30 protein-coding genes are annotated in these 25,780 nt (G+C 70.4%); 19 read left to right on the plus strand and 11 right to left on the minus strand.

Going from position 1 to position 25,780, the window contains the following annotated elements; genetic code table 11:
• Positions 1–26: 26 nt before the first annotated feature.
• Positions 27–311 carry a hypothetical protein gene (locus H613_RS0108385; RefSeq protein WP_156925908.1) on the minus strand — a complete coding sequence of 95 codons (285 nt, stop codon included), beginning with the start codon at positions 309–311 and terminating at the stop codon, positions 27–29.
• A gap of 430 nt (positions 312–741) precedes the next feature.
• On the opposite strand from H613_RS0108385, the gene H613_RS0108390 reads away from it, so the two are divergent.
• From H613_RS0108390 to H613_RS0108420, 7 genes are all read left to right on the plus strand, one after another.
• Complete coding sequence (locus H613_RS0108390; protein WP_026923442.1) at positions 742–1,548, plus strand: hypothetical protein; 807 nt, start codon at positions 742–744, stop codon at positions 1,546–1,548.
• A 127-nt stretch (positions 1,549–1,675) separates the two neighbouring features.
• Entirely contained in the window at positions 1,676–2,371 is a 696-nt protein-coding gene (locus tag H613_RS0108395) for a hypothetical protein (protein ID WP_026923443.1), read from the plus strand.
• Entirely contained in the window at positions 2,368–2,670 is a 303-nt protein-coding gene (locus H613_RS0108400; RefSeq protein ID WP_026923444.1) for a hypothetical protein, read from the plus strand. The genes H613_RS0108395 and H613_RS0108400 overlap by 4 nt, the downstream gene beginning before the upstream one ends.
• A gap of 13 nt (positions 2,671–2,683) precedes the next feature.
• The gene (locus H613_RS0108405) at positions 2,684–3,631 is read left to right on the plus strand and encodes a hypothetical protein (protein ID WP_026923445.1); all 948 of its coding nucleotides are present in this window, start codon (positions 2,684–2,686) and stop codon (positions 3,629–3,631) included.
• A gap of 7 nt (positions 3,632–3,638) precedes the next feature.
• A complete protein-coding gene (locus H613_RS0108410; RefSeq protein WP_156925909.1) occupies positions 3,639–4,997 on the plus strand; it encodes a YML083C domain-containing protein in 1,359 nt (452 codons plus the stop codon).
• Between the two features lie 90 nt (positions 4,998–5,087).
• Positions 5,088–6,638, plus strand: a complete 1,551-nt coding sequence (locus H613_RS0108415) for a hypothetical protein (RefSeq protein ID WP_026923447.1) — start codon at positions 5,088–5,090, stop codon at positions 6,636–6,638.
• A 15-nt stretch (positions 6,639–6,653) separates the two neighbouring features.
• Entirely contained in the window at positions 6,654–6,998 is a 345-nt protein-coding gene (locus H613_RS0108420) for a hypothetical protein (protein WP_026923448.1), read from the plus strand.
• 17 nt (positions 6,999–7,015) lie between these two features.
• On the opposite strand, the gene H613_RS0108425 is transcribed toward H613_RS0108420, so the two are convergent.
• Positions 7,016–8,278 carry a hypothetical protein gene (locus tag H613_RS0108425; RefSeq protein ID WP_026923449.1) on the minus strand — a complete coding sequence of 421 codons (1,263 nt, stop codon included), beginning with the start codon at positions 8,276–8,278 and terminating at the stop codon, positions 7,016–7,018.
• Between the two features lie 279 nt (positions 8,279–8,557).
• On the opposite strand from H613_RS0108425, the gene H613_RS0108430 reads away from it, so the two are divergent.
• The 9 genes from H613_RS0108430 (at position 8,558) to H613_RS0108470 (ending at position 15,842) form a co-directional block, all read left to right on the plus strand.
• Positions 8,558–8,890 carry a hypothetical protein gene (locus tag H613_RS0108430; protein ID WP_026923450.1) on the plus strand — a complete coding sequence of 111 codons (333 nt, stop codon included), beginning with the start codon at positions 8,558–8,560 and terminating at the stop codon, positions 8,888–8,890.
• Positions 8,891–8,969: 79 nt separating this feature from the next.
• Positions 8,970–9,686, plus strand: a complete 717-nt coding sequence (locus H613_RS0108435; protein ID WP_026923451.1) for a hypothetical protein — start codon at positions 8,970–8,972, stop codon at positions 9,684–9,686.
• Between the two features lie 5 nt (positions 9,687–9,691).
• Complete coding sequence (locus H613_RS29945; RefSeq protein ID WP_084546468.1) at positions 9,692–11,374, plus strand: hypothetical protein; 1,683 nt, start codon at positions 9,692–9,694, stop codon at positions 11,372–11,374.
• A gap of 117 nt (positions 11,375–11,491) precedes the next feature.
• Positions 11,492–12,790, plus strand: a complete 1,299-nt coding sequence (locus H613_RS0108445) for a WXG100 family type VII secretion target (protein WP_026923452.1) — start codon at positions 11,492–11,494, stop codon at positions 12,788–12,790.
• A gap of 1 nt (position 12,791) precedes the next feature.
• Positions 12,792–13,427 (plus strand): hypothetical protein, encoded by a 636-nt coding sequence (locus tag H613_RS0108450; RefSeq protein WP_026923453.1) that lies wholly within the window; start codon positions 12,792–12,794, stop codon positions 13,425–13,427.
• Between the two features lie 43 nt (positions 13,428–13,470).
• Positions 13,471–13,794 (plus strand): YbaB/EbfC family nucleoid-associated protein, encoded by a 324-nt coding sequence (locus H613_RS0108455; protein ID WP_084546469.1) that lies wholly within the window; start codon positions 13,471–13,473, stop codon positions 13,792–13,794.
• Entirely contained in the window at positions 13,794–14,195 is a 402-nt protein-coding gene (locus H613_RS0108460; protein WP_026923455.1) for a YbaB/EbfC family nucleoid-associated protein, read from the plus strand. The genes H613_RS0108455 and H613_RS0108460 overlap by 1 nt, the downstream gene beginning before the upstream one ends.
• A 55-nt stretch (positions 14,196–14,250) precedes the next feature.
• Entirely contained in the window at positions 14,251–15,132 is an 882-nt protein-coding gene (locus H613_RS0108465) for a hypothetical protein (protein WP_156925910.1), read from the plus strand.
• Between the two features lie 59 nt (positions 15,133–15,191).
• Entirely contained in the window at positions 15,192–15,842 is a 651-nt protein-coding gene (locus H613_RS0108470) for a hypothetical protein (protein WP_156925911.1), read from the plus strand.
• 19 nt (positions 15,843–15,861) lie between these two features.
• On the opposite strand, the gene H613_RS0108475 is transcribed toward H613_RS0108470, so the two are convergent.
• Positions 15,862–16,854: a Gfo/Idh/MocA family protein gene (locus H613_RS0108475; RefSeq protein ID WP_026923458.1), complete on the minus strand. Its 993-nt coding sequence runs from the start codon at positions 16,852–16,854 to the stop codon at positions 15,862–15,864.
• Between the two features lie 180 nt (positions 16,855–17,034).
• Here H613_RS0108475 and H613_RS25350 point away from each other — a divergent pair, with 180 nt between their 5' ends.
• Complete coding sequence (locus H613_RS25350) at positions 17,035–17,664, plus strand: copper resistance CopC family protein (RefSeq protein ID WP_051393115.1); 630 nt, start codon at positions 17,035–17,037, stop codon at positions 17,662–17,664.
• On the opposite strand, the gene H613_RS0108485 is transcribed toward H613_RS25350, so the two are convergent.
• Genes H613_RS0108485 through moaC form a run of 4 tightly spaced genes read right to left on the minus strand, consistent with a single transcriptional unit; the run spans position 17,651 to position 20,170 of the window.
• Positions 17,651–18,064 carry a molybdenum cofactor biosynthesis protein MoaE gene (locus H613_RS0108485; protein WP_026923459.1) on the minus strand — a complete coding sequence of 138 codons (414 nt, stop codon included), beginning with the start codon at positions 18,062–18,064 and terminating at the stop codon, positions 17,651–17,653. The two genes, H613_RS25350 and H613_RS0108485, sit on opposite strands and share 14 nt — an antisense overlap.
• Entirely contained in the window at positions 18,061–19,224 is a 1,164-nt protein-coding gene (locus H613_RS25355) for a molybdopterin molybdotransferase MoeA (protein ID WP_035737084.1), read from the minus strand. The genes H613_RS0108485 and H613_RS25355 overlap by 4 nt, the downstream gene beginning before the upstream one ends.
• Positions 19,224–19,715: a MogA/MoaB family molybdenum cofactor biosynthesis protein gene (locus tag H613_RS0108495; protein ID WP_026923460.1), complete on the minus strand. Its 492-nt coding sequence runs from the start codon at positions 19,713–19,715 to the stop codon at positions 19,224–19,226. Before H613_RS0108495 ends, H613_RS25355 begins: the two co-directional genes overlap by 1 nt.
• On the minus strand, positions 19,703–20,170 hold the full coding sequence (moaC, locus tag H613_RS0108500; RefSeq protein WP_026923461.1) for a cyclic pyranopterin monophosphate synthase MoaC: 468 nt from the start codon (positions 20,168–20,170) through the stop codon (positions 19,703–19,705). The genes H613_RS0108495 and moaC overlap by 13 nt, the downstream gene beginning before the upstream one ends.
• A gap of 139 nt (positions 20,171–20,309) precedes the next feature.
• Here moaC and H613_RS25360 point away from each other — a divergent pair, with 139 nt between their 5' ends.
• Both H613_RS25360 and H613_RS0108510 read left to right on the plus strand, forming a co-directional pair.
• Entirely contained in the window at positions 20,310–20,681 is a 372-nt protein-coding gene (locus tag H613_RS25360) for a hypothetical protein (RefSeq protein ID WP_035737087.1), read from the plus strand.
• Positions 20,668–21,090, plus strand: coding sequence for a hypothetical protein (locus tag H613_RS0108510; RefSeq protein ID WP_026923462.1), 423 nt, complete (start codon positions 20,668–20,670; stop codon positions 21,088–21,090). Before H613_RS25360 ends, H613_RS0108510 begins: the two co-directional genes overlap by 14 nt.
• Here H613_RS0108510 and H613_RS29085 read toward each other — a convergent pair.
• The 4 genes from H613_RS29085 to H613_RS25365 all read right to left on the minus strand — a co-directional run bounded on the left by H613_RS29085 (position 21,087) and on the right by H613_RS25365 (position 25,771).
• Positions 21,087–21,731 (minus strand): hypothetical protein, encoded by a 645-nt coding sequence (locus H613_RS29085; protein ID WP_026923463.1) that lies wholly within the window; start codon positions 21,729–21,731, stop codon positions 21,087–21,089. The genes H613_RS0108510 and H613_RS29085 overlap by 4 nt on opposite strands.
• Before the next feature lie 3 nt (positions 21,732–21,734).
• Positions 21,735–22,634 carry a hypothetical protein gene (locus H613_RS0108520; RefSeq protein WP_156925912.1) on the minus strand — a complete coding sequence of 300 codons (900 nt, stop codon included), beginning with the start codon at positions 22,632–22,634 and terminating at the stop codon, positions 21,735–21,737.
• A 90-nt stretch (positions 22,635–22,724) separates the two neighbouring features.
• A complete protein-coding gene (locus H613_RS0108525) occupies positions 22,725–23,351 on the minus strand; it encodes a hypothetical protein (protein ID WP_026923465.1) in 627 nt (208 codons plus the stop codon).
• Positions 23,348–25,771, minus strand: coding sequence for an FtsK/SpoIIIE domain-containing protein (locus H613_RS25365; RefSeq protein WP_051393117.1), 2,424 nt, complete (start codon positions 25,769–25,771; stop codon positions 23,348–23,350). The genes H613_RS0108525 and H613_RS25365 overlap by 4 nt, the downstream gene beginning before the upstream one ends.
• Positions 25,772–25,780: the final 9 nt, after the last annotated feature.

Below are 25,780 nucleotides of genomic sequence, written 5' to 3' on the forward strand. Positions count from 1 at the left end.
CTCGGTTGCGGTGCTTGGGGAGCGGGCTACTCGCCTTCGCTGAAGAGGACGTCGACCAGGCCGCCGCCGACGGCCACGAGGACCACCGCTCCGGCGATGAACGCGATGCCGAGGATGGCGATGGTCGACGACGTCAGCACGCGGCTGACCTCGCCCTTGTTGGCGCGGGCGATGAAGATGAGGCCGAGGATCGCGAGCAGGATCGGGGCGATCCGGCTCAGGAAGAAGCTGATGATGCCCTGCGTGTTGATCTCGGCATCCTGCGCTTGGACCTGCGCCGCCACTGTCCAGAGTGTCTCTCGTATCATCATCAGTCCCATCTCGTCACACGGGTCACATTGACCTCATGTTTTGCAATTTTCCCTCATGTATCTTGTCTCCCAACCCTTCGCGGGGTCTGCGTTCATCATATGTCGGCCCCCTGACGCAGCGCACCATCGTCGGCTCGATGCGCGACCCCGACGCCCGACATTCACCAGTGAACCGCGATCGCGCATCCGTTTCAATGCTCCGCGTACGATCACACCGTGTCGGTAATCCGACACTAAACTGGGGTCGCCCGGTGTCCTACGCTCGATACCGACCCCGAACAGCAGAATAGAGCCCGGGATTCGGTCACAGTGTCGCCCGTGTGTCGTAACGTTGCGTCATCGTCCATGATGCAGTGCCGGCGCCGCGTCACGACCGGGCGCAACGACGACCAATGCACGAACAGTCACGCCGAGGCACGGAGCAGCCACCATGGACAACCTCGATGACATCGCCGGACGGCTCACCGTCGCGGCGGTAGCCTTCGCCGTCGCGGGCCTCGCCCTGGCCGCGCTCGCGGCGGTGGCCCTGGGGAGCGTGCGCGCCGCCGAGAAGTGGCCCTCGGCGCCCCGCCCGCGCGTCGGGCGGCCCGTCGCCCTGACCGGCGCCATGCTCGGCCTCGTCGTCTTCGCCCTCGCCGCCGGGCTGTTCTCCCTCGCCCGCATCGGCACCGGCCTCGACCCGAACCTGCGGGTGCTGCTCGCCGTCGGCGTCGACCTCCTCGCCCTCGCCGCCGGCGTCGTCGCCGTCAACCACTTCGCCGGGAAGGTCGAGGTCCGCGCGCTCATCGCCGTGCCCGAGCAGCCCGCCGCGCCGCCGCCGATCCCCGTCTCGGGCGACCCCACCCGCTACCAGATGCCCGACGTCGCCGAGGTCCCCGTCGACGCGGGCGGCGCCATGCACCCGCCCGAGCCGCGAAGGCCGCCGTTCGCGCCCGACACCGCCGCCACCGGCGGCCTGCCCGCCGCGCAGCGCACCGGCGTTCCCACCATCCCCACCGACACCCGGCCCGGGTGGGTCTTCCAGGACCGCGGCACCGGCGCCTACTACGCGGCCGTCGCCCAGAGCCGCGGCGGCATCAGCCTCCTCGCGCTCGACGACTTCACCGTCGCCCGGACCGCGTCGCTGGTGGGCCCGCTCGAACTCGTCGGCTCGGTCGAGGCCACCGTCTGGCCGCTCGAGAACGGCGACCCCGCGCACGAGACCGCCGAGCCGGGAGGGGACGCGTCCGACCGCTGATCGGGACGCCCTCGGCGGCAGATGCGCAGCGTGGCGCACTTCCGTTATGGTCGGGTGATCATTCCACTCGAAATGAGCGACCATGGAGCCCACCTCCGAGAGCGTATCTACCGATATTGACGAATATGTGACCCTGCGATCGACCGACGGCGCCATCGCCGTCGAGGTGTCGGCCGCAGGGTTCCGCCAGCCGCCCGGCGAGATCGCCCGCCTCATCACCGAACTCGCCGCCGAGCTGCCGCGCCCCGGCGCCGAGGACGACGCGGCCCTCGCCTCCGGCATCGACGCGCTCGGCCGCCTCCAGCAGGCCGCCTCGACCGGCGGCTACGAGGGCTTCGCCGCGGTCATGCGCCAGCGGCTCGGCATCGAACCGCCCACCGACGCCCTCGGCCCCGACCCCGAACTCGACCGGGCCATCGCCGGGCGCCTCGACGGCATCCTCAACACCATGCGCGAGGCGGCCGACGCCCGCAGCCAGCCGCCGCCGGAGGTCCTCACCGCCGAGGTCCGAAGCGACGAGGGCGACCTCGCCGTCAGCTCCAGCACCGAGCGCGCCGTCGCCGGGGTGTGGATCGGCCCCGATGCCCGCCGCCGCGGCGTCGAAGGACTCGGCGAGGCCCTCACCACGCTCATCGCCCGCGCCCGCGACGAACTGCGCGCCCTCGCGGAGCGGCGCGCCCGCGAGGACACCCCCGACGACATCGCCGCGCACATCGACAACGCCCCCGAGGACGCCGAGCGGGCCGGGCGCACCACCGCCGCGATGATCGACCGCATCACGCAGATCAACGAGAACATCCAGCGAAAGGCAGGAGGAAGATGACCAGAGTCTTCGACGCCGCGTTCGTCCGCCAGCTCGGAGCGAACATCGACGCCAACGTCGTCCCCGTCCTGGAGGAGACCAACGAATTCCTCCCCGAGCTCAGCGCCGTCGACCGCGGCCTGTACACGACCGTCACCCTCCCGATGGCCGTGGCCTACTCGATGGCCACTTCCACCGTGACCGAGTCCATGGCCGGGGCCGCCCAGTGCTTCCGCGAGATGCGCGAGGCCCTCGACGGCTGCGCCCAGGACATGGAGGACACCGACAACGCGTGCGCCAAGGCGTTCGGCGAGAACTGACAGGAGGGCCGACATGTCCACCGGACAGAGCCTCATGGACGCGGGCGACGCGATGTCGCCCTACTACAACGGCGTCATCAAGTCCTGCGCGATAGCGATCGCGCCCCCCGCGATCGTCTTCGGCCTCTCCGTGCAGGCCATGGCGACCAGCATCTACATGAACCAGTGCAACCCCGGCGACATCCTCAAGGCGGGCGGGGCCTGGGTGGCGCTCGCCGAGAAGAACTTCGAGGCCGTCGAGGCGCTCCAGACCGAGGTCGACTCCGTCAACGACGACAACTGGTGCGGCGACGACGCCAACGCCTTCAAGGACTCGGCGGACGGCGTCAAGCTCCAGCTCCAGGAGCTCGCGATCGCGGCCTTCCTCATCGGCGCGCAGCTCGTCGCCTTCTCGGCGATGCTCACCGTCTACTGGATCTTCCTGACCGCCTGCACCGTCGTGATGGACGCCTTCCTCGTCGCCTACCTCGGCGCCCTCGCGGGCGTGGTCTCCGCCCCCGGAGCGCCCGCGATCAGGGCCAGCGCCCTGACCGTGGCGACGGCGCTGGTGGCCACCATGAAGAGCTTCGAAGCGGTCCTCATCTCCATCTCGACCGGCTGCGCGGCGCTCACCGCGGGGGTCACCGCGTTCACCTTCGGGTTCCAGAAGGGCGCGGGCAACCCCGTCAGCCCCGTCGACATCGCCGCGGCCGGACTCACCAACGCCCTCCAGGGCCTGGCGGTCTACGGCCTCAACGCGCTCCTGATGACCCCCGGCGGCAGGCACGCCAACGTCAGCTCCTGGATGCACGCCCTCCAGGGCGGCTCGGCCATCGCCCCCACCTACAAGGGCGACGGCGAGTGGAGCGGCAACTACGACGGCGGCGGCCCCGGCCTCGGCGCGCTCGACAGCGCGTTCAACTGGATGGACGAGAACCTGCCCGACACGTTCTCCAACCCCGACGAAGTGCAGTGGAAATGACAGTGCGGTGGAAATGATCGGCGGCGCCAGTCCCCGCTTCAAGCCCCCGCTCCCCGGTTGGCGGATCGCCCCGCTCGCGGGCCTCCGGCCCCCCGCGGGGAAGGCGGGCGCCTTGGACCTGCGCGTCGGCTACTGCGCGGGCGTCCAGTCGAAGACCATCGCCGAGGCCGCCGAGGCGATCGACCGCCGCGAGCGCGCCGGGGACCCCGTCGCCGCCAAGGGCGACCTGCGTTCGAGCCTGGTGCCCGTCGTGGTCGTCGACGGCGAGCCGGTCGCGACCGGGTGGGGACGGATGCGGATCCCCCTCGCCGCGGGACGCCACCTCGTCGAGGTGCAGAGCCAGCACTCGCGGGCCTGGCACGCCGTCGACATCGCGGCCGGGCAGAGCGCGAAGGTCGACTACATCGGGATGCTCGGCGACCGCCACCGCTCCTACGGCGAGGGCACGGTCACCGGCGCGGCCGCCTTGCTCAGCGGCTACGCGCTCGGCCCGCGCGGCAGGCTGCACTACTGGCAGTACCTCCCGGCGCTCGCGCGCGGGCGATTGAGCTTCGCGGTCTTCGTGGCCCTGCTCGTCGCCGCCGCGCCCGTGACATGGCTGGCCGGACTCACCGGCGTCCCGTTGGCGCTCGCGATCCCCATCGCCATGGCGCTGCCGGTGCTCGGCCTCGCGTTCTGGGGCGCACGCGTCCTGTGGACCTTCCTGCGCTACAACCGGATCGGGCCCGCGGCGCCGCTGAGCACCGGCGCCTTCACACGCCCCGGCCTGGCCGCGCCGGTCGTCCTCGATCCCGCTGGGACGCCCCCGCCGCTGCGTCCCGGCTCGGCGGCGGTCCTCGTCGACGCCCGCTTCCTCAAGGACGACCTGACCTCCCCGGAACTCGCCCTGCAACTGCCGCAAGGGCAGATGCGCATCAACGGCGAGCAGCGCAAGGCCCTCGACCGCGTCGGCGAGCTCGTGCCGATCCGCCACCGCCGCGCCGTGCCCCCGCCCGAGATCGAGATCGACGGCGTCCGCGTCGCCGCCTCGTGGACCCGCATGTGGATCGAGACCGCGCCCGGGCGCCACCGCGTCCGCGTCCGCACCCCCGAAGCCCCGCTTCCCGTCCCGTCCGGGCAGGCGCCGCCCCAGATCGGCGACGTCGCGATCGACGCGGCCGAAGGCGCGACCGCCGCGCTGGAGCTGACGATCGCCGTCGAGGCCGTCCCCGACCCGACCGAACCGCTGCTCCACCAATGGCAGTGCCGCATCGAACGGCTCGCGCCCGCGCTGGAGCGGCCGGTCCCCGCCGCCCCGAAGGCCGACGTCCGCGGCGGCCTCCGCCGCGCCGCCACCGGCCGATGGTGGGAGCGCGCGGACCGCTGAGCCGCACTTCGGCGGACCGATGCGGATGGTGCGGTATTGCTACCGTGGAGGCGACGACCGCCCCCCAGCCCGTCGAGGTGAGCCGCGCGCATGAGTGACCAGCAGATCGAGCAGTACCAAGGTCTCCAGGCCGCCGCGCCTTCCGCGCCCGCGCCCGCGTTCGGCGACGTCGCCCCCGCCTCCGCCGAGGCCACCGGGCCCGACGCCGAGGCCCCCGAGGACACCGGCTGCCTCCCCGTCGTCCGCCCCGGCTGCTCCAACGCCGCCTGCGGCAACCCCACCGAGCACCCCGCCGAGACCGCCTGGCAGCAGCTCGTCTCCGCCGTGCCCGTCGAAGACCAGCTCTACCGGCTGCGTCCCCGCGTCGAGGGCATGTCCTACCCCACCGAGGAGGACTTCCGCTCCGCGGTGGCCGCCGTGCGCCCCGAGCACGCCGACGAGCACTCCCTGGCGCGGCTGCGCACCGGCTGGACCGACGAGGTCGCCGGGAAGCTCGCCGACTGGTCCGAGCGCATCAGGGCGGCTCTCCCCGAGCTGGCCGAAGGCTGGTCGGGGACCGACTTCGACACCTTCGAAGGGATCTGCACCCAGACGCGCGAACTCGTCGACGGCGTCCTCGACGACATCGACACGACCGTGGCCCAGCTCCAGTCCACCGAGGAGAGCCTCTACACGCTCCAAGGCGGCGACTCCGGCGAGATCCCCTACCCCGCGCCGCAGTTCTGGATCGACGGCGAGTGGCACAGCTGGGTCTCCGTCCACATCAGACCCGCGTGGTGGCACGGCGACTGCATCGAGTACACCTGCCAGGACGCCGAGCACGTGATGGCCCTGGCCGGGTCCGACCCCGAGCTCGCCACCGAGATCATCGACTACATCGACGAGAAGGTCGAGCACTACGTCGACTACTACGAGAGCCCGGTCAACATCGAGCGCGACGGGCTCGACCCCAAGGGCATCACGATCGACGAGGCCAAGCAACTGGCCGTCGCCGACGCCGTGGAGGCCTACGGCGGCGTCGTCGAGCAGCACTGGTCCGACTACGACTCGCGGCACGAGGGCATCGACGAGGACATCACCCAGCGCAACGCCGACAACGACGCCGAGCAGCAGTCGATGCGCACCGCCGCAGGCGACCGGGACTACCCGGCGGTCGCCGACAGCAAGTACATGAGCCTCGAACCGCCGTCCATGCATCAGCCGACCGGGACGGCCGCGCCCGAGGCGACCCAGGATCCGTCCCTGGAGGCGCCGTCGGGCGAGGCGCCCGCCACCGACCCGAATCAGTCCGAAGAGGACGAAGGAAAGTCCGGCGGCCTCGCGAGCGGCCCCTCGTCGACCGGGGGCGGCTTCGGCGGCGGCGCGTACGGCGGCGCTGGCGGCGGCGCCGGAACCACCACCGCGGCGGCGACCACGGGCGCCGCGAGCCCCACCGGCCTCGGCGCCGGAGCGGGCGCCGTGGCCGCGGGCGGCGCCGCGACGACCGGTGCCAACAGGGGCGGCATGAGCGGCATGATGGGCGGCGCCGGAGGCGGCCGCGGCATGCCCGCGGACGACCAGGAGCGCGAGGCCGACGTCGACCTGGTCGAGAACGAGAACATGTGGGGCTACGTCAACGAAGACGAAGACCCCTACGCCTAGCAGGAGGAACGCGAGATGGCAACGCAGCGGACCCGCACGTTCGACCCCGCCGCGCTCGAGCGCTACCAGCAGTTCCTCGGCGAGCTGCTCGACGAGCTGGAGCAGGAGATCATCCCGTCGCTGCGCGAGGGCACCCTCAACAAGGCTCCCGCGTTCGGGACGGTCCCCGGCGCCCACGAGAACGCGGCGCAGCAGTACGCCGACTTCCACGCCACCACCTGGCGCAACCTCCAGTACCTGCGCGGGACGCTGCACGGCATGATCGCCGGGCTCCAGACCGCCATCGAGAACGGCGGCGCCGTCGACGACTGGGTGGCCCTGCACATGCCGAGGCTGCCCGAGGACGAGATCTACAGCTAGGGCCCTGCCTGAGGAACTCAGTCCACCCAGACGCGGGACGGCGTCCAGGCCTCCCCGATCCCGTCCTGCCCGTCCGCGCGCGCGACCGCCGTCAGCGACCGCTTGGAGACGCGGTGGCCGAGCTGCGGCGGCAGGCCCGTCAGGCGCTGCGACCGCTCGTCCCAGACGCGGAACACCCGGACCGGGACGTGCAGGACCGCGACGTCGCCGCGGTCGGCCACCGCGAACGCGAACTCGTGCCGGACCGTGGCGCCGCCGAACGGATCGGGGCCGTACTCGACGCTGAACCGGTGCTCTCCGGGCGAGAGCGGATAGAACCAGGTCGCCCAGTCGCACGGGGCCTCGGCCCCGTCGATCCACAGGCGCGGGCGGGCGGCGTGCGCGAGCGCCAGCGCCTCCTGGCGGCCCGAGTAGACCGCCGTCCCGTCCGGACGCCTCGTCAGGCGGTAGAAGAAGAGGTCGAACATGATCGCGGCGCCGGTCGTGTCGGTGCCCTTGCGCGACAGCCGCAGGTCCTCGGGCGCCGGGAAGGCCAGCGCGCTCCCGGCCGAGCGGTGCACCGGCTCGACGCGGGCCGCCCGGACACGGCGGTGCAGCCGCGACGTCGTCCCGAACCCCACGATCATGCCGCCGACGAGCATGGCCAGGCCGAGGAACACGAGCACCCCGGCTATGACCACCATGACTCCCTCCTGCACGAGGAACATCCACACGGCCGAGGCGACGATGAGGACCAGCCCGGCCACGGCCGACAGGCACCCCAGGTTGCCGGCGTTGGCCGCGGCGCCGGTCAGGACGGGCAGGTGGTCCGAGCCGTCCCGCGCGCGGTACAGGTGGGTGCGGTAGCCGGGCTGGTGGCGGACCGACACGCCCTGGCCGGTGGTGTAGCAGACGCGCTCGCCGGGCGCGACGGTGAACTCGCCGCTGGAGGCGTCGGCGCCCTGGACCTCGATGCGATGGCGCCCGGGGGCGACCTCGATCTGGTAGCGGCCGTCCCCGGCCGCGACGGGGCGGTCGTCCAGGAGCAGGACGCCGGTCGCGGCGGCCGCCGCGTCGGTGCAGACGAACACGTCCAGCAGGCCAAGACCCTCGCGCGCGTGCGCCTCGGTCGAGCGGCCCGCCTTGTAATCGGCGACGGAGTCGAACTCGAACACCAGGTTCGGATCGGCCTGGTAGCGGCGGCCCGCCTCGTCCCGGTAGGCGAACTCGGGGGCGTTGTCGACATCGTCGGCCGCGTGGAAACCGTGCTTTGCGGCCGGTGCCCGCTCTTCCGTCGTCATTTGCCGGACCTGCCGGAGAGCTGCTGCGCGGTTGTACCGGTGGACTCGGACACGACTTCACCTCGGGAGGGGTCGGGCGATCGGGGACCCATTGAACATAGTGCGCCGCAACCACCCCCGGGGTCCCCTCGCATCCGGCCTCGGACACGCCGTGCGACCTGCGGGTTCGGTGTCGTTCGGAGCGCCGTCCTTCAGACCGGTACGCGTTGCGAGCCCCTGCTAACCTGAATCGAGAACTTGACGCAACACCAAGGCTCGTCATATCCCCCGGAGGTACCCGTGACTCAACGCAAGTTCGATCCCGAGGCGCTCGAAGAGTTCATGCGCGTTGTCCGGGAGGACCTGCTCAAGACTCTTGAAGATGAGCTCGAGCCGTTGATGCAGGAAGGTGGTTCCCTCAACAAGGAACCAGCCTTTGGGCAGCTGGAAGGTTCCAACACGGCTCGGCAGGCGTATAGCACCTTCCATTCCGGCACCTGGACGAATCTCGAATCGATTCGGGCGGCGTATTACGGCATGCTCAAGACCCTTCAGGACTCGATCGACCTCCACGAAGAGGGCGAGAGCATGAACGTGTCGGAGACCACCAGTTACGAGAACGAACTCAGTTGAGCAGTTGCGTGAATCTAAAGAAAGGCCTGAAAGAATGATGTCCCGAAGCGTCACTGGAGGTCTCACGGCTGGAGTTGCAGTGCTGGCCCTGACCGGATGCAGTGCCCTCACCGGTGAGTCGAGCGATGGCGGCGGCGACGCTGCAGAGGGTTCGCCGGTCAGCGCGGAGATCAAGTCCTGGGATCCCTGCGAGGTGCTGGACAACCTCCAGCCGATCGTCGACTTCATGCACATCGCGGAGATCAACTCGTCTGACGGACAGCTCACGAGCGCTATGTACGGTGAAGGCCTCGACGCTCAGGCGCTCACCTGTTTCGGCATGGTCATCGCCTCGAAGTTCGAGACGATTTACGACGAGACGAAGTTCAACGAGGGCGAGATCTCAGTCGGGATCATTCCGTGGGACACCGTGGAGGACGCGGAACTCAGCTACGAGGAGCGAACCGGACCCGACCAGGAGCGCCGAGCTGAGGGCGGAGCAGGTTTCGAGTTCACCGGGGAAGAAGAGCTGACCTCATCCGAATGGGACGAGGGCAAGCTGTTCGTCGCTCAAGACGATCAAAGCCATTACTACGATGCCTACATCCGAGACGGTGAATGGCTGTTGTGGGTCTCGATCGACTTCAATATCGATAATGCCATCACTTACTACGAGGCCAACGAGAACAAACTGGATGGCCCTCTCGAGGACTACCTCTCCTATGAGTTCACCCCTGAAGAACTCCAGCAGTGGCTTATCGACGAGTACATTCCGCAAACACATGAGTCCATCAGCTCAAGGATCCCTCAGGAGTAACAGGCATGAGCGATCAAGAAGAATATGAAGAGCGCGAGTACGATCAGACCGCGACTTCGACTCCAGACGGTCTCGATGCGGACCTGACACAGTCGCGCTACATGTCGACCAGTCCGTGCACGAACGACAAGTGCTCGACGAAGGTCGGCACCGAGCCGGAGAAGGCCTGGCTGGATCTCATGTCGGCCATTCCTGTCAGGGATCAGACCGTCAAGGCGCGCTCGGACAGCATGGCCATGCCGAACGACATGACGGTCCAGCAGGTGGTGAACGACATCCGCCCAGCGGATGCCAACGGATACGCCATCCAGACGATCAAGGAGGGCTGGGACGACTTCCAGTCGAAGTTCAAGCCTTCCGAGTCGACTTTGAAAGATGCGCTTACGGCGCTCTCGGAAGAGTGGACCGGTGACGACTTCGATGGATTCGAAGAGCAGGTCAACACCGTCATCGAGAACATCAAACAGGTGCTGGAGGATGTCGGTTCGATCGGGGACAACTCTGGCGCTCTGGGCCTGCTGAATCAGAAGCAGGAGGAGATCTACGCCCTCCAAGGCAGCGGCGGCGAGGTGCCGTATCCCGCGCCGCAGCTGTGGTGGGACGACGGAGGTGTCTGGGGAGTCAACGAGATCCACATCCGTCCCCCGTTCTGGGACAAGGGCGAATGCGAGAAGCAGGAAGACCCCTTCGGCGACGGCTGCGGCGATCCCGACGCCGGCGGCAAGAAGTTCATGGAGATGGCCGGCTTCGACACGGAACGCCCGGACGAGATTCACAACTTCATCGAGGACCGCACCCAGTACTACATGGAGAAGTACAAGGACGAAGGCATCCAAGAGGATGACGCGAAGCAACTCGCCCAAGGCGATGCCAGCGAAACGGTGCAGCAGGACTCCGAAGCCGCGGCGTCGAACTACGAAGAGCGCGCGTCCATCGTCAACCAGGACGTGATCTCCCGACGCGATACCACCAGCACGGCGGTCTCGGAGATCACGCCTGAGTCGGTCCCCAACGAGGAGACCACTCTGGAGGACCCGAACGCTCCGACGTCCGACCTTCCGGGGATGGACACGCCAGGCGGCGGTGGGGTGCCGTCGCCGGGCGGTATGGACAGCCTGAACCCGCCGGGTTCGCCTCCCAGCGATTTCAGCACGCCCGGTCCCGGTTCGGGCCTTGACCCCGACAACCCCAACATCTCGGATTACAACCCGAGCACACCGGATCTCGATTCCCCCGGCCTGGACGACAACCCGTGGGAGCCCGGGACCACCGACCCCGACGACATCTCCGGTGGTCTGGCCGGTGGCGGCAGTGGCCTGGGCGGCGGCATCGGCGGACCCGGCGGCGGCCTCGGTGGTGGTCTCGGCGGCGGTGCGGGCGGCGGCATCGGCGGCGGTGGTGCCGGTGGCGGCATCGGCGGCGGCATGATGGGCGCGGGCGGCATGGGCCGCGGCGGCGGTGGCGCCGGAGCCGGTCGCGGCGGCATGAAGGGTGCGGGCGGCATGGGCGCCGGTAAAGGCGCCGGTGCCGGAGCCGGTCGAGGCGGCCGCGGCATGAGCGGCATGATGGGCGGCGGTGGCGCCCGCGGCATGGGCGGCACCGATGACCAGGACGGCAAGGAGACCTGGCTCACCGAGGAGGACGACGTGTGGGGCATCGGCAACGAAGACGAAGACCCGTACGCGTAGCGACTTCAGCGCTCGGACGGGCCACCTCGGCGGCCCGTCCGAGCGTGCTCCCCACCCCGGCTTCCCCCGCAACACCCCGCGGGCGGGAAGCCATTGACATATGAGGAAACCAGGAACATGTCAGATCAATACGGCTCGGACATCACGCAGTACTCCACCCCCGAGGCCCCGAGCGACGGTATGCGCGCGGTGCAGGGCACGCCGGTGGTCGGCGGCGCGACCAACCTGGCCACGGACATCTACGGCGCCATCGCCGGAGACGACCGGCTCTCATCGGCCTCCGGCATCCCCGGCGACATCGCGGGCATCGCCATGCAGTCCATGCTCGCGCTGCGCGACCCGATCTACGCACTCGTCAACGCGGGCCTCGGGATCGTCCTCGAACTGGTCGAACCGCTGCAGGAGCTCATGGACAACGTCGCGGGCGACTCGCACGAGATGGCCAGGCAGGGCGAGATCTGGGGACAGATCGGCGAGGCCCTCGAAGCGCTCAGCGGCGAGAGCGGCGACGCCGTCCGCTCCAACCTCACCTGCTGGTCGGGCACCGCCGCGCAGGCGGGCTACGAGCAGTTGAACGCCATGGAGGCCGCGATCATGGCGGCCTCCCACGAGGCGCGCAGCGTCCAGACCCTCCTGGGCTGGGCGCAGGCGCTCGCCGAGGCCATCTACGGCTGCATCCGCTCGATCGTCGCCGAGCTCGTGTCCTGGCTCATCACCCGCGGCCTGGTCGCCCTCGCCAACAGCGCCTGGACGTTCGGCGCCTCCATGGCGACGTTCGTGCTGGGCGCCGCCGCCAAGGGCTTCTCGATGTTCATGCGGGCGATGAAGTGGTTCCAGAAGACGGTCAAGGTCTTCGGGAAGATCACGAAAGTGCTGATGAAGTTCCTCGGCAAGAACCCGTTCCGCGGCATCAACCCGAAGAACGGCTTCGAGCTCTCCGGCGGGAAGCTGTGGCTGCGCGTGCTGACCACCGCGGGCACCAAGGGCGGTCTCGGCCTGCTCCAAGGCAAGGGCGCCGCGATCGGCGCCGCGACGGGCGGGGCTGCGAACGCAGCGTCGGGCGCGATGTACAACCTGTCCTCGGGCGGCGGCGGTGGCGGCCCGGTGGTGGTCGACCTCGACGAGCTCAATGCGACGGCCGGGAGCCTCGAAGGCCTGGCCGGGAACGCCGGGGCCATCCAGAACACCGCCCAGGAGGCCGCGGCGACCGACATGGCGTGGGGCCTGCCGGGCGCGTTCGGGTTCGAAGCGGCCTACGACGAGAATGCCGGGGGCCTGGCGGAGGCGATCACCGCCATCGAGGACGCGTTGAACGGCAACGCCGTCAAGCTGCGCGGCACCGCCGAGGACTACAAGTCCGCCGACGAAGAGGCCGCGGCCGAACTCAACAAGCTGTTGCAGGAGTTCGAGAACTGACATGGCGCGGCAGGCGGTCTTCGATCTCAGGGGCGATTCCCGCCGGATGATGGAGCGGCAGTGGCTCCAGGAGGGGGAGTGGCTGCGCGAGTACGTCCCCACCTGGAGGCTCGTGCGCTTCGAGGGCATTCCCAAGCCGCCGCCGACGGCCGCCCAGGCGTGGGCGGCCGTCGGCCGGTTCATCGTTCGCATCCCGCTGTACCTGGTGATCGTCTTCTTCATCGCGATGCTCATGAGCGAGGGCGGGGGCGAGCCGGGCGGCTCGGCTCGCAAGGGTCCGCCGGTCGTCGTCTGGGGCTCAGGGCCCGGGACGCGGGCGGGGAGCCTGGCCGTGCCGGCGCTGCGCAGGCGCGGCGTGTGGGCGCTGACGGACCGCCGCGTCGCCTTCCTCGGGATCCGCGGGCGCACCTACTCGAAGCTGTTCAGCTCGAACCCCGAGCCGGACTCCGAGACGGAGGAGTACCGGCCGGTGCGGGTGGAGACCGTCGCCGAGTTCCCGGTCGGGGAATGGCGCTACGAGGGGATCGTGGAGCGGACGCGGCGGACCCGCGTCCTCAAGCGCGTGAAGCCCGCCGGGCCGTACCACCGGATCGTGTTCGCCGACGGCTCGGGCATCGACATCCGTAAACGTCGCTAGCGGCACTTCTCCGCGCTGGTGGCCATCGGTTACCGTACAGAGCATGGACCAGCAGAATTTCCCCGACCCGGGGGCGCTTCAGCGATTGGTCGCCGAGGCCGAGGCCGAGGCGACCTCGGAGAACTCGGCCGTGCGCGTCCTGGCGGGCCCGGGCGGTCAGATCAAGGAGCTCGACCTGCGCCCCAACGCGTTCCAGATGAGCGGCGTCGAGCTCGGCGAGATGATCGTGGAGACTCTCAGGGCCGCCCACACCAAGGTCGAGCGGGAGTTGGCGGTCACCATCAGCCGTGAGACCGGCATGGAGATGACGCCCGGCGACCTCGGCGGCGGCGTGCCCGGTGTCGACCCGATCGAGAGGGAGCAGTGATGAGCGACCGCCCCACCGACCCCCAGGAGATGCTGGCCCGGCTCGAGCGCATGCAGCGCGAGGCCGAGGAGACGCTCAGCAAGTACGAGGAGCTGCGCGTCCAGATGGACGCCGACGCGGTCGAGGCGTACTCCGAGGACGGCCTCATCCGCGTCAAGCTCGACTCGGAGGGCCAGGTCGCCGAGATCGGCATCGACGAGACGGCGATGCGGCGCCGGCAGACGCTGGGCATGACCATCCGCGCGGTGATCGACGAGGCGGTCGCGACGCACGCCTTGAAGATGGCCGACATGGCGCAGGCGCTGCTCGGCGACAAGATGGACGTCATGGGGCTGGTCACCCAGAACATTCCCGCCGATCTCCGCGAACGCGCCAGGGGCAACCTCGACCGCCGCGGCTGACAGGGCGCCACCGCTCGGGCACCCTTCGCTTGCGGTGGACTTGTAGATTGCTCACATGGGAATGAGAGACCGCCTGGACCAGATCAAGCAGCGCGCCCAGGACGCGGGCAAGATGGTCGTCGACGTCGGTGCCGAGGCCGCCCGCGACAAGCGCGACGCCGTGACCGGTTACGCGCGGGACAAGCGCGACGCGGCCGTCGACTTCGCCGGTGAGGCCAAGGGCGCCCTGCGCGACGGCGACGTCGAGGAGCTGCTGGAGCGCCTGCCGCTGCCGACTGCTCCGGTGGCCGAGCCGTGGCAGTGGAGCCTGTCCAAGCTGATCACCGCGGGCGAGAAGCCCCCCACCGGCACCGGCCTGCTGCTGCGCCAGCTCGACCGGTTCGGGACCATCGACATCGGCCCTGAGGAGGTCGGCTTCGACGGGGACACCGCCAAGTGGGGCAAGGTCAAGGCCGTCCGGACCCGCACGCTCGACGGCATCATCGAGAAGCTCAGCACCGACGGCTTCGTCGAGAGCATCGAGACGGTGCTGCCGCCGGTGCCGGGGCGCGGCTGGGTCGCCGAGAAGGCCACCTCGGCGGTCTTCACGCTGTGGGCACTGGTCTCCGAGCTGGCCATCAAGGACCCCGAGGCGGGGCGCCGCCAGGTCGTCTGCGAGATCGAGTACAAGGGCTGGATCCGCACCAAGGAGGCCGAGACCGGCTTCTTCACCGGTCCGGTCATGGCGCTCCTGCCCAGCCTCGACCAGATCTTCCGCGACGAGGCCGAACGGCGCGGCACCGTGGTGGAGGCCGCCCCGTCGACGTCGATCGAGAGCGCCCAGCAGCGAGCCGAATGGCTCCGCGAAAAGCACGCGGCCATCCTCGCCAAGCGCGCGGCACTCGAAGAGAACCCCGACCCCGACAAGAGCGGACAGGACCGAGCGCTCGAGTCCTAGAGCGACGTCACGGTCCACGCGGCTGGCGCGACCGCTCGAAGAAGGGGTTCCCGCTTGATATGGGATTTACGACGGACTGGAAATACCGCAGGTTGGACGCCGAGCGCGACGGGGCCGCACTGCTCGGCGAGCACGTCCTTCAGCAGGGCGAGTCCGTGAAGTGGATGTCCGCCGAGGGGATCGACGGATACCTGATGGAGGGCCGGAAGCAGGACGGGACCTTCCTCGACAAGCCGGCCGAGACGCGGAAGACCGTGTTGAAGTGGATCGCCCGTCCAGTGGTCTTCCTCATGGCGATCATGTTGGACGGCGACCCGTCATTCGACCAGGGTTTCCGGATGCGCACGCCGCCGCGAGCGGTCGTGTTCGGGTCGGAGGTGCACTGCATGTCGGTGTACAACCCGTACACGCCGTTGCCGAAGGCGGGCGAAGGCGTCTGGGCCCTCACCGATCGCAGGTTCGCCAGGGTCCGCCTGGATCCGGTCCTCGAAGGGGCGGAGCGGCTGCAACTGGTCCGCAGGGGCGATCACCCGCTTCCGCTGGAGCCGGTCGAGTGCGCGCTCGAATACGAGGTCCCCGCGTCCTCGGTCCGGTGCCACCGCGGCGTTGAACGCGAGTTCAAGCGCGGCTTCAGGACCAAGCGCGCCATGTACGACAACGTCACGCTCCTGGACGGCTCGGGGTTCGACTTCCTGAGCGACCGGCGGTGAGGGCCCGCGCCGCCCGGTGTCAGAGCGGGCGCGTCTCGCCGGGGTAGTGCAGGCCGATCTGCTTGCGCACCTCGTCCATGATCTCCATCACCTCGATGGTGCTCGACGGCGGGACGAGCGTGGACTCGAGCCGGCCCTGCCGCAGTGCTCTGTGGACTTCGAGGGCCTCGTGGACGTAGCCGTGGCCGACGTAGGGCGCCTCGAACTCGCGGGGCGCCTCGCCGTAGCGGACCACGGTGTACGCGCTCGGGCGGTAGGCCAGGTCGCCCAGTTCGATGCGGCCCTCGGTGCCGGAGATCGTGGCGGTGTTCGCCGCCCCGCCGAGGAACGAGCACGTCAGCTGGGCGATCCCGTTCGGGTACCGCATGGTCAGCGCCGTGTACGCGTCGACGCCCTCGGGCGTCATCACCGCCTCGGCGTGGATCGAGTCGGGGACGCCGAGCGCCAGGTGCGCCAAGGTGATCGGGTAGACGCCCAGGTCGAGCAGGGCCCCGCCGGCGAGTTCGGGGTTGCGCAGGCGGTGCTCGGGGCCGAAGTCGCCGTGGATCGCGAAGTTCGCGTGCACGCCGATGACCTCGCCGATCATGCCCTCCTTGATGGCGCGGCGCATCTCGCGGATGGCGGGGTTGCAGCGGGTCCACATGGCCTCCATGAGGAACCGCTGGTGCTCGCGGGCGACGTTGAACATCGTCTTGACCTGGCCGGCGTTATAGGCAAACGCCTTCTCGCACAGGACGTGCTTCCCGGCCTCGAGCAGCTGGATGGTCGGTATGTAGTGGTGGGAGTGGGGGGTGGCGACGTAGACGATGTCGACTTCATCGTCCTGGGCAAGGGCCTGGACGGAGTCCCAGGCGTGGGGGATGTCGTATTTCTCGGCGAAGGCGGCAGCACGATCGGACGACCTTGAGGCCACAGCGGTGACTTGGCAGTCGTCGAGTAGGGCGAGATCTTCTACATAGGTCGATGCAATGTTGCCGGTCGCCAGGATTCCCCATCGGATCGGTTCAACCATGGACGTAAGCACATCACAACTTCCGGCGATCGTCAACACGAGGGTGAGGCGGAGGATCCGCACCAAGTGCGCAATTCCCTGACCTGCCGCGCACGCATAGTGACGACGTGCCTGTGACCTGCCACGGCGTGCGACTCGTCGCGCATCGGGGAACCGGCCGTGCTGTGGCACGATGGCGCCATGCTGCAACGTCCTCGCAAATACGCGCTGAAACTCCTCATCGCCGCAGGCTGCGGCGCCATCCTCGCCGCCGCGGCCGCCACGGCCGCCTCCGCGCACGCCGCCCTGGTCGGCACCGATCCGGAGGACGGCGCGACGGTGGCCACGGCCCCCGCCTCGGTCTCGGCCACGTTCTCCGAGATCCTCGACGCGCCCTCCACTGAGATTGCGGTCACCGATCCATCAGGCGAGACGCTCGACGTCGCCGACCCGTCCTTCGACGGCGACACCTTCACCCAGCCGATGGTCTACACCACGCCCGGCGAGTACACCCTCGCCTTCCGCGTGGTCTCCGAGGACGGCCACCGCGTCGACGACGCGGTGACCTTCACCGTCGAGACCATCCCCGACGAGCTGCTCGCCGAGGGCGCCGAGCCCGAGGCGTCCGACTCGCCCTCGGCGGCCGCGACCACCGCGGAGGCGAGCGATCCGGCCCAGTCCGAGCAGGAGGCGACCACCAGCCCCGAAGAGGAGACGAACACCGGCACCACCCTCGCCATGATCCTCATCGCGGCCCTCGTCGTCGTGGTCGGCGGCGTGGTCCTGGTGAAGCTGCTGGGCCGCAAGAACGGCGACGCTAAGGACAGTTGACCCACTCGTCGGCGCCGTCGCTGAAGAACTGGTGCTTCCAGATCGGCAGCCGCGCCTTCACCTCGTCGACCAGGTCCGCGCACGCCTCGAACGCCTCCTTGCGGTGCTCGGCCGAGACGGCGGCGACCAGCGCCGCGTCGCCGATCGCGAGGTCCCCGATCCGGTGCGACACGGCGACGCCGTGGACACCGGGCCGCTCGGCGATCGCCTCGGCGATCTCGCGCAGGATCGGCTCGGCCGACGGGTGCCCCTCGTAGGCGAGCGAGGTGACACCGCGCCCGTGGTCGTGGTCGCGAACGTTCCCCGAGAACGTGACCACGGCGCCGGTGGCGTCGAGCGAGACGGCCCGCTCGTGCTCGGCCACGTCGATGCTCGCCTCGGCGATCTGCGCGCGGATCATGACGCCACCCCTGGGACGGTCGCGAGCGGGACGCGTCGGCCGGCGTGCGCCTCGCTCTCGGGTTCGACGACGGCGAAGCCGGCCGCGTTCGCCAGGCCGCGGAGCATCGCCGAGCCGTGGTGGGCGAGCCGGTTCCCGTTCCCGTCGACCAGGGCCAGGTGCGTGGCCGGGCCGCGGCCCGGCACGTGCTCGGCGAGCGTGATCGAGCGGAGGCCGGGCAGCGGCAGGCCGCGCAGGCCCGCCAGCAGCGGGACGACGAGCGTCACGACGGCGATGACCGCCGACTGCGGGTTGCCCGGGAGCCCGGCGATGAAGCGGCCTTCGGCGGTGCGCGCCAGCAGCATCGGGAAGCCGGGCCGCACCGAGACGGTGTTGACGACGTAGTCGGCGCCGACGGCCTTGAGGGCCGCGTGGAGGTGGTCGACCGGGCCGACCATCGTCCCGCCGGTGGTGCACGTGAGGTCGGCCTCGGCGGTGGCGGTGCGCAGCGCCGCCACGTGCTCGTCGAGCGTGTCGGCGACCGGGCCGAGCACCTCGGCGGCGACGCGGGCGCCCGCCGCGTCGAGCATGTGGGGGACCATCGGGCCCAGCGAGTCGCGCACGCGTCCCTCTCGCGAGACCCCGCTGGTCAGCAGCTCGTCGCCGAAGACGACCATGCGCGCGGACGGGCGCGGGTGTGCGGGCAGCGTCGCGTGCCCGGCCGCGGCGGCGAGCCCGATGACCGGCGCCGAGATCGGCGTCCCGGTCGGCAGCAGCTCCTCGCCCGCCTTCGCCTCCTCGCCGGTCTCGCGCCATTCGCGCTCGGCCGGACCGGTGACGCTCTCGCCGTCGATCTCGGCGTGCTCGAGTCGGATGAGGCCCTCGCAGCCCTCGGGCACCTGCGCGCCGGTGGCGATCTTGACGGCCTCGCCGGGCCCCATGGGCGCCGGGACCGACCCGGCCAGCGACGCGGCGCCGGTGATGCGCCACGGGCCCTCGCCCGCGACGGCCCAGGCGTCGACGGCCGAGGTCGGGAACGCGGGCAGGTCGGAGGCGGCGGCGAGCGGGGCGGCCAGCGCCGAACCGGCGGCCGCGTCGAACGGGAGCTCGGCGGCGGCGCCGCGGGCCTCGTACCCGGCCCGCCAAGCGGTCTCGCGGGCCTCGGCCCAGCTCAGGGGCATCAGTCGTTCCTCTCGTGGTCGCCGTCGTGCAGCTGCGCGACGGCGTGTTCGAGCAGTCGCGGTGTGAGGACGGCGAGGGCGTCCTTGGCGGCGCCGGTGGACCCGGCGACGTTGACGATGAGGGTGCGGCGGGCGACGCCGCAGATGCCGCGCGAGAGCGCCGCGTGCGGAGTCCCCGCTCGCCCGGCGGCGCGGACGGCCTCGGCGATGCCGGGGATCTCGAAGTCGATGACGCGGTTGGTGGCCTCGGGTGTGAGGTCGGTGGAGGTCAGGCCGGTGCCGCCGGAGGTGACGACGAGGTCGTAGCCGTCGTCGACGGCGTCGCGGAGCGCCTGCTCGACCTCGTCGCCGTCGTGGACGACGACCGGTCCGGCCACGTTGAAGCCGTGGGCGGCGAATCCCTCGACCAGGATCGGTCCGGAGGTGTCCTCGTAGACGCCGTCGGCGGCCCGGTTGGAGGCCACCACGACGACGGTGCTCAACGCTGCCATGAGCCTGTCTTTCCGCCGAGCTTCTCCTCGACTTGGATGTCGGTGATCTGCGCGGCCGGGTCCAGTGCCTTGACCATGTCCACCAAGGTAAGCCCGGCCACCGACACCGCCGTGAGGGCTTCCATCTCGACACCGGTGCGGTCGGCGGTCTTGACGCGCGCGGCGATGTCGACGCCCTCGTCGGTCACCGTCAGCTCGACCTTCACGCCGCTGATCGCGATCGGGTGGCACAGCGGCACCAGGTCCGGCGTCCGCTTGGCCGCCATGATCCCGGCGATGCGCGCCGTGGCGAGCGCGTCGCCCTTCGCCAGGGAGTTCTCGCGCAGCGCCGCCACCACCTCCGGGGTGGTGCGCAGCCGCCCGCTCGCCCGCGCCAGGCGCGCCGAGACGTCCTTCTCCGAGACGTCGACCATGCGGGCCGCGCCCGAGGAGTCGACGTGCGTGAGGTCAGTCATGCCGCGAAGTTTAGGGGGTGTCGGGTGGGCCAGGACGAGCGCCATCGGTCGCGCCCGGCGCCTCCGGCACCCGCGCCGCACCTCACCGGCCCGAGGGCGTCCTGCGGGGCCGTTTCGCCCCTCCGCTAGCGTCGGTGGCGTGATCGAATGGCTCTACCTCACGGTGCAGGCCGCCGCGCTGGCGCTGGCCGCGTGGTTCTTCGTCGACACCGCCCGATCCAAGGAGGTCGACCGCGCGAACATCGTGGGCGTCGGCGTCCTGGAGGCGCTGCTGCTCGTCCAGCTGGTCGTCTCGATCGTTCTGGTGCCGGGCGCCGCGGGCAGCGGCAAGGCCCTGCTCTTCTCCTACCTCGTCACCACGCTGCTGATCCCGATCGCGGGGACCTTCTGGGGCTCGATCGACCGCAGCCGCTGGGGCATCGGCACCGTCGCCGCCTCCTGCCTGATCGTGGCCGCGCTGATGCTGCGCATCCACCAGATCTGGGAGTACCAGATCGATGTCGTCGCCTGAGGCCGCGCCCGCGGCGCGCCCCCTGTCCTCCGGCTTCGGCCGGCTCATCGTCCTCGTCTACGTCGTCTTCGCGGTCTCGGCCGGGGTGCGGGCCGGCTACCAGATCGCGACGAAGTTCGACCAGGCCCCGATCAGCTACTCGCTCAGCGCGATCGCCGCGCTCATCTACCTCGTCGCCGCGGTCGCGATCGTGCGCGGCGCGGGCACCCTCGCGCTGACGGCGGTGAGCGTCGAACTGGTCGGCGTGGTGGGCGTGGGCGCGCTCAGCCTCGCGGTGCCGGACTGGTTCCCCGAGGCGTCGGTGTGGTCGCACTTCGGCTCGGGCTACGGCTTCGTCCCACTGGTTCTCCCGGCGGCGGGCCTGGCCTACCTCATCAAGCGGCGCCGGGCCGACGAGGCGCCGTCCTAGGACCGTTCGCAGGCGTCGGCGGCGGCCGAGAGGAACCGCAGCCAGTCCTCGGCGTCGCGTCCGCCGCCGGTCCGCAGATGGCCGCGGTGCCAGCCGACGACCCAGTTCGCACGCAGCATCCAGGACCGCTCCAACGGTTCCTCTCCGGCCTCCATCAGTGCTTTGAGGACGGAGTCGGCGAACGCCGGGTCCGCGGCGGCCACGGTCCGGCTCGCGCTCTGCGGCACCGGCACGGGCAGGCACCTGGAGTCCGGATCGAACCACTGCCAGACCAGGGACGACTCCGCGTGGGAAGAGATCAGCAGGTCGGGGAGCGGTCGAGTCAGTGCCACCGCCGTGAACCGGTAGGTGACGTGGCGGCGTCGCCGCCGGTTCCACACGGCCGGATTCGCGAAACCGACCATCCGCCTGCTCTGGTAAGAGCCCGCGAAGGTGTTCGCGACCGGTTGGCGGAGGTGCAGGCCCAATGCCTCCAGCTCATCCAGTGAGGCCGCGGCATCAGGATCTGCATGCTCAGGGCGGCCCTCAGGGTGGAATCGCAGCCCGAGCGAGGCGGCGACGCGGGCGGCACGGCGTCGGCGAATGCTCCGCGAAGCCTCGCCGAACAGCGTCTCGGCGAGGAACTGCGCGAGCGTTTCCATGGCTCAGTCGAGATCGAAGACCATCTCGATGCGCCGTGCCGCGAGGGCGCGGCGAGCGCATTCCTGGAGTCGACGCACATCGTCGCAGGACTCGACGAGTTCCCGAACCTCCGGCGTGATGTCGAAGCCTCGGCTCTCCAGGATGAGCAGCAGCATTTGCCGTTCGCCTTCGAGTCGGCCCTCGCTGCGGCCTTCGCTGCGGCCCTCAAGGTACTTCTCTCCGAGCAGGCCATTGCGGTAGGTGTTCGGCAGAGTCGAGTCGCTCAAGATGATCTCCTCCAGCTGCATGCTCTCTTGCTCCTTCAGCGCGTTGAGCGCGTACTCAGCGTATCGCGACCATTCTTCCCGGTCGAGATGTCGGATTGATTGGGAATAGGCGGTCATGACCGCGCGGCCGTGCTCGCTCGCGCTGTGTGCGATGAGCGAGAGCAGCATGAGGGCGAGATTCTCCCGGCCTTCGGCGGCATCGGTGATCAGCGGAATCTGCTGTGGGCTGATGACTAGTGGAATGAAGGTCAAACCCGGATGGCCGGTCACGATCGGTTGGCGAGCCCAGGCGGCAGTCTTGTCGTCGAAGGTGATGACGACCAGTGCCGCCGGACATTGGAGCTTCGTTCGGGCCGACGCGAGGTAGTCGAGCCAGCTAAAGTGCTTGCGGTTGTCCTCGGAGCGCTGCACCTCGAAAATCACGGCCATGACCGCATCGTCGCCCGAGTAGTAGACGGCGATGTTGTCGCAGTTGCGTTCCACTGGACTGTCACCGCGGGTCATGGCCTCTGAACCGGGCTTGACGAAGGTGTGCTCGGGGAGCCGTTGTCCGAGCAGTCCGCAGTACAGCTCCTCGGCGAACTTCGGGTTGTCCTGCAAGAGCCGCAACGGCAATTCGTGTTCGTAGGTTGGCACGCACTGGACAATACGAGTGCTCGTTCGAACACCGGCTCGGCGACACGCACCGGTGCTGCCCGGCAGTTGTCGGGTTCTTGACAGTTCGGCTCAGCTGAAGAAGCCGAAGCAGGCGACGATCAGCGTTGAGCCGCAGAGCACCAGGCCGAGGCGGAAGTTGCGTTCGAGCTTCTTCTCCTCGTCGGTGATGCGCGGGCGCGAGGTGACGCCGATGGTCAACCAGGCCAAGGCGAATCCCAAGAGCGGGCAGGCGATGACGATGGCGGCGAGCACGATCGCGCCGGTCAGGTCGTCGGCCTTCACGATCCGCAGCACCAGCAGCTGCACCAGGAGCGAGGCGAGCGCGAACAGACCGTAGACGAGGCCGTTGCGCTCGTCGGTGCGCCAGCGCGGCAGCCACGGCGGCCGGTGGGCCAGGAAGCGGGCCTCTTCGAGTTCGGTGGCGGCCGTTCTGAGGTCGGCCTCGGCGGCGCCGATCTCGACGGCCGGGTCGCCGCCGAGCGGCTGGCCCGCGACGCGCGGGGGCGGCTCGGTGCGGGCGGCCCGGGCGAGTTCGTCGACGGCCTCGCGCTGGGCGGCAGCCTGGTCGGCGAGCCGCTCGGTCTTCTGCCCGAGCGACTCGGTCATCGAGGCGGTGCGGGCGGCGGCCTCCTCGGCGCCGCGCCGCGCCTCGTCGAGGCGTCGCAGCTGGGCGAGGTAGTCGTCGAAGGCGCTCACGCGTGTTCTCCTTCAATGGGCGCGGCGCCCGCTCCGATGCGGGCGTCCCGAGAGGGGCGGGAGAAGGGCACGATCAACCGCCCCGATCCGGTGTCGGCGTGGCGGTCGATCAGGAGCGCCCGGCCCGGGCGGGGGTTCCAGTGCTGGAACTGCGGCCCGAAGTGGCCGAGGAGCTCGGCGCCGGGCAGGTTGAGGATGAGCGAGCAGGCGACGTCCTCGCGCCCGGCGCTGCCGCCGATGTTGTCGAGGAACCGGCGGTAGATCCGCCACCAGCCCAGCAGGTGGACGCCGCGCGCCGGCCCGGTGCGCAGCAGCGCGCGAAGGGCCTGCTGGCCTTTCGGGTCGAGCGATGCGGCTTCGAGGCCCCACGCGAGGATCACGGTGTTGTCGGGGACGTCGTGAAGTCTGCTCGCGAACTCCGCAATAGGGAGGTTATATCCTATATTCTGTAGGTTATAATCTCCTATGTAGTCTACGCTCCATATCTGCCGCTCCGGTGGCGCGTGGTAGGCCACGCTCTGGGCGGCGGCCTCCAAGACCTCGCCGCCCACCGGGTCGGAGCCGAGGACCGCCAAGTGGCGCCCGGGTCGCGCGTCGAGGTCGACGCCCGCGACCTCCAGCCGCAGCGACACCTCCCGGCCCAGCAGCACCCGGCCGGGCCTGCGCTCGCCGGGCAGCGTCTCAGCGAAGTGGACGGGACGGTAGCCGTAGAACACGCGCGGTGCCCCGAAGTCCGAGTGCGCGGCCCGCAGTTGCTCGCGCAGCCGGAGCATCACCTCGGCGTCGGTGTCGGGGAAGCGCGCCACACGGTCGGCGCCGGCAGTGCCGCCCTCGGTGTTGATCACCACCTGCCCGAGCGAGATCCGGGACGCCGCGTCGTTGTTCGGCTCCAGGATCGTCCGCGCCCCCGGCAGCGCCACGCGCATCGGGAACTGCCCGAAGATCGAGTCCTTCTTCGCCCACAGCGCCTCGATCCCCGAGATCGTCTGCGAGGCCAGCACCAGGTGCACTCCGTACGACCGGCCCTTGCGCGCCAGGTTCTCCAGCAGCGCCACGGCCTCGGAGGCGACCTTGTCGTTCCCGGCCAAGAGCACCTGGAACTCGTCGGCGACGCACACGATCCGCGGATACGACTCGTGGCGCCGCAGCCCGGCGAACCCGGCCACGCCGTAGCGCTTCATCACCGTCGACCGGGCCGTCATCTCCTCGTTCAGCGCCCGCAGCACCGCCAGCCCGTACTCGCGGTCGGACTCGACGCCGACGGCCCGCGCGTGCGGGATGTAGGTGTCGTCGCGCTCGGTGGGGATGAACTCGGTGAACGAGACGCCTTCCTTGAAGTCGAGCAGGAACAGCGCCACGTCGGAAGGGGAGTAGCGCGAGGCCAGCCCGTAGAGCACGTCGAGCAGGAACACCGTCTTGCCGCCGCCGGTGCGCCCGCCGACGAGCCAGTGCGGCGTGGCGTCGTCGAAGCGCATCCGCACCTCCCCGGCCGCGTCGCGCCCGATGAGGACCTCCAGGCCGCTCGACGGGTCGCCGCCGAGCGGGATGTCGGGGATGAGGTCGTCGAAGGTGAGCGTCGCCGCCGCCTTGGCCCGCTCGGCCAGCCGCGCGGCCTCGCCCGCCAGATACGAGGGGTCGGCGCTTTCGGGCCAGGCGACCGGCACGGCCAGCCGCTCCCCGCGCGAGACCGGCGCCGCGGGCGGATTGGTCACCTCGACGTGGCTTCCGACCTGGTGCATCACCGTCGCCTGCGGCAGCTCGGGCAGTCCGCAGCCGAGGACGGTGACGCCGTGAGCGAGCCCCGAGCGCGCCAGCGCGTGGACGCGCTCGACGAGCGTCCTCGGCGCCTCGCCGAGGGAGGCGATCACCAGCAGCAGCCGGTCGGTGCGGCGCCCGGCGATGCTCTCGGACACCTGGGTCTCGGCCGCGGCGACGACGTCGGCCGCCGATCGCGCGTCGGTGGCGACGGCCTCGATGACGCCGGCGTCCGCCAGCGGCCGCAGCGGCGCGAACGTCGCCCCGAGCGTGGCGGTGTCGATGCCCGCCACGCGCACCTTGCCGGGGTCGTGGTGGGCCAGCGCATGCAGGACCGCGCCCCTGACCAGCGATGCGACGCCGTCGACGCGGGCGTCGACGCTCGTCGCCAGGTGCCCGCGCGCGCCGAACGGCACCAGCAGCGGGAAGCGGCGTCCTTCGTGGAGGACCACCTGGCCGGCGGCCAGCAGCTCGGGGTCGCCCCGCAGCTGCGCGGCGGAGGCGCCGGCCGCGTCGGATATCCGACGCTCGGCATCCAGCAGCGCCGGGTCCACCGGCGTGCGGAAGGCGGCCTCGCCGAGCCCGCGGCGGGCCGAGGCGAGCCGTGCCGCGGCGATGTCGCAGCCCGCGGCCGCATTCGCCAGTGTGGAGCGGAAACCGGGCACCGGACCTCC

Source organism: Glycomyces arizonensis DSM 44726, assembly GCF_000482705.1.
Classification (GTDB): Bacteria; Actinomycetota; Actinomycetes; order Mycobacteriales; family Micromonosporaceae; genus Glycomyces; species Glycomyces arizonensis.

Coding starts and splice junctions, on each gene's coding strand:
- H613_RS0108385 (WP_156925908.1), bottom strand. CDS start 311: ATGATGATACGAGAGACACTCTGGACAGTGGCGGCGCAGGTCCAAGCG.
- H613_RS0108390 (WP_026923442.1), top strand. CDS start 742: ATGGACAACCTCGATGACATCGCCGGACGGCTCACCGTCGCGGCGGTA.
- H613_RS0108400 (WP_026923444.1), top strand. CDS start 2,368: ATGACCAGAGTCTTCGACGCCGCGTTCGTCCGCCAGCTCGGAGCGAAC.
- H613_RS0108405 (WP_026923445.1), top strand. CDS start 2,684: ATGTCCACCGGACAGAGCCTCATGGACGCGGGCGACGCGATGTCGCCC.
- H613_RS0108415 (WP_026923447.1), top strand. CDS start 5,088: ATGAGTGACCAGCAGATCGAGCAGTACCAAGGTCTCCAGGCCGCCGCG.
- H613_RS0108420 (WP_026923448.1), top strand. CDS start 6,654: ATGGCAACGCAGCGGACCCGCACGTTCGACCCCGCCGCGCTCGAGCGC.
- H613_RS0108425 (WP_026923449.1), bottom strand. CDS start 8,278: ATGACGACGGAAGAGCGGGCACCGGCCGCAAAGCACGGTTTCCACGCG.
- H613_RS29945 (WP_084546468.1), top strand. CDS start 9,692: ATGAGCGATCAAGAAGAATATGAAGAGCGCGAGTACGATCAGACCGCG.
- H613_RS0108445 (WP_026923452.1), top strand. CDS start 11,492: ATGTCAGATCAATACGGCTCGGACATCACGCAGTACTCCACCCCCGAG.
- H613_RS0108450 (WP_026923453.1), top strand. CDS start 12,792: ATGGCGCGGCAGGCGGTCTTCGATCTCAGGGGCGATTCCCGCCGGATG.
- H613_RS0108455 (WP_084546469.1), top strand. CDS start 13,471: ATGGACCAGCAGAATTTCCCCGACCCGGGGGCGCTTCAGCGATTGGTC.
- H613_RS0108460 (WP_026923455.1), top strand. CDS start 13,794: ATGAGCGACCGCCCCACCGACCCCCAGGAGATGCTGGCCCGGCTCGAG.
- H613_RS0108465 (WP_156925910.1), top strand. CDS start 14,251: ATGGGAATGAGAGACCGCCTGGACCAGATCAAGCAGCGCGCCCAGGAC.
- H613_RS0108470 (WP_156925911.1), top strand. CDS start 15,192: ATGGGATTTACGACGGACTGGAAATACCGCAGGTTGGACGCCGAGCGC.
- H613_RS0108475 (WP_026923458.1), bottom strand. CDS start 16,854: ATGGTTGAACCGATCCGATGGGGAATCCTGGCGACCGGCAACATTGCA.
- H613_RS25350 (WP_051393115.1), top strand. CDS start 17,035: ATGCTGCAACGTCCTCGCAAATACGCGCTGAAACTCCTCATCGCCGCA.
- H613_RS0108485 (WP_026923459.1), bottom strand. CDS start 18,064: ATGATCCGCGCGCAGATCGCCGAGGCGAGCATCGACGTGGCCGAGCAC.
- H613_RS25355 (WP_035737084.1), bottom strand. CDS start 19,224: ATGCCCCTGAGCTGGGCCGAGGCCCGCGAGACCGCTTGGCGGGCCGGG.
- H613_RS0108495 (WP_026923460.1), bottom strand. CDS start 19,715: ATGGCAGCGTTGAGCACCGTCGTCGTGGTGGCCTCCAACCGGGCCGCC.
- moaC (WP_026923461.1), bottom strand. CDS start 20,170: ATGACTGACCTCACGCACGTCGACTCCTCGGGCGCGGCCCGCATGGTC.
- H613_RS0108510 (WP_026923462.1), top strand. CDS start 20,668: ATGTCGTCGCCTGAGGCCGCGCCCGCGGCGCGCCCCCTGTCCTCCGGC.
- H613_RS29085 (WP_026923463.1), bottom strand. CDS start 21,731: ATGGAAACGCTCGCGCAGTTCCTCGCCGAGACGCTGTTCGGCGAGGCT.